Annotated in this window: 3 protein-coding genes; all 3 read right to left on the bottom strand. The window is 29.7% G+C overall.

What is annotated here, in order from left to right:
- The coding region (locus A9G28_RS00095; protein ID WP_141674644.1) for a hypothetical protein at positions 1 to 237 on the bottom strand (237 nt) is incomplete at its 3' end.
- A gap of 9 nt (positions 238 to 246) precedes the next feature.
- Positions 247 to 822, bottom strand: coding sequence for a hypothetical protein (locus A9G28_RS00090; RefSeq protein WP_065567037.1), 576 nt, complete (start codon positions 820 to 822; stop codon positions 247 to 249).
- 28 nt (positions 823 to 850) lie between these two features.
- Positions 851 to 1,483: hypothetical protein (locus tag A9G28_RS13455; RefSeq protein WP_176702092.1), on the bottom strand; the 633-nt coding region annotated here is incomplete at its 5' end.

Genomic DNA, 1,483 nt, shown 5'->3' with positions numbered 1-1,483 from the left:
AAAATAAACCTCTAAATTACGTCTTCCATCATCAAAAGTATTGCTAAGAAATAGAGCAGTACCTTTCTTACCTTTATATTCAACATCAATTGGTGGATGAGCGATGTTATTATATTTGGGAAATCGATATTCTTCTGGAATATTATCTAAATCCTCATAGGAATCGGAATTGGCATAGGCATTTTGCCCTGTAAAAATTGAGCTTAATAATATAAACAACATTGTTTTGAACTTCATTGTAACTCCTCATTGTCTTCCTTCTTTATTAAGATATTCTATTAATCCCTCTTTCGTTGAAAATTCGCAGCGTTCTTCTGTTTCAAGATCACTCATACACCTGATTTTTGATATAAAAGCATCATCTCCTATAAAATATAATGCTCTTAATATACCATCATCTTTTACAGATAAAGGTAATTCTATAAAACTATACCATATCGTTGGCCCTGTACCGTCTTTCAATAAAATGTAGATATATTTATCACCGGATTTTTTTCTAGTAAATTCGAAGGCACTTACTACTTCACTATGTCCATATTGATATGTATAAACTTCTACTACTTTATATAATTCTCTATTATTATTAGTTAAAAAATAAACCTCTAAATTACGTCTTCCATCATCAAAAGTATTGCTAAGAAATAGAGCAGTACCTTTCTTACCTTTATATTCAACATCAATTGGTGGATGAGCGATGTTATCATATTTAGGAAATCGATATTCTTCTGGAATAGAATCTAAATCCAAATAGGAATCGGCATAGGCATTTTGCCCTGTAAAAATTGAGCTTAATAATATAAACAACATTGTTTTGAACTTCATTGTAATGCCTCATTAAAAAGAAATAGAATTAAAATCTTTTATTTTTTATGATGTTATCAAAAAAACCCCTTATCGATGAAGCATCTTTATACTTACATATTTGTGTGTTACCCAAATAATCAATACCACCATCAATACAGTTATCTAAACCAGCAATACTTATTCTATCTGTCTTAAAAGATTGGATATACAATCCGCCTTCTTCTTTTAAAACTGAAAATCGAACATTCGAATATAAAGTTTCCTCCCCCGATTTATTTTTTTGAAGAACAAAAATCATGGCATTTTCTTCATTAGGATTATAACTAAAAATTGATAATATCTCGTGGGTGAAAATAGTTCCAACTTCATTTAGTTTAAAATTACCTAAATTAAAATTATAAACAAGATGATGGTTTTCCTTATTAGGATCTTTGGGATTTGCAGGAACAAATAACAATATTGATTTCAATCCATCGTAGTTTACTAATACTGGAGGATGGACAGTACTAATTGCATTATAAAAATCAATCGAATAGGCATGAGAATATTCTCCGTTATCATCTTCATCATCTTCTTCGTATTGCTGGGTAAAAGGAGAGAAAGTTGGTAATATTTTTAATGATAACGGTTCTTTTTTTGCATAGCAAACAAGAGGAAAGCTGCTTAGCACAATAAATAT

Source organism: Gilliamella sp. Fer1-1, from assembly GCF_001690825.1.
Classification (GTDB): Bacteria; Pseudomonadota; Gammaproteobacteria; order Enterobacterales; family Orbaceae; genus Gilliamella; species Gilliamella apicola_C.
Note: the sequence above shows the minus strand (reverse complement) of the source record. Positions and strands in the feature narration are given on the sequence as shown.

Coding starts and splice junctions, on each gene's coding strand:
- A9G28_RS00090 (WP_065567037.1), bottom strand. CDS start 822: ATGAAGTTCAAAACAATGTTGTTTATATTATTAAGCTCAATTTTTACA.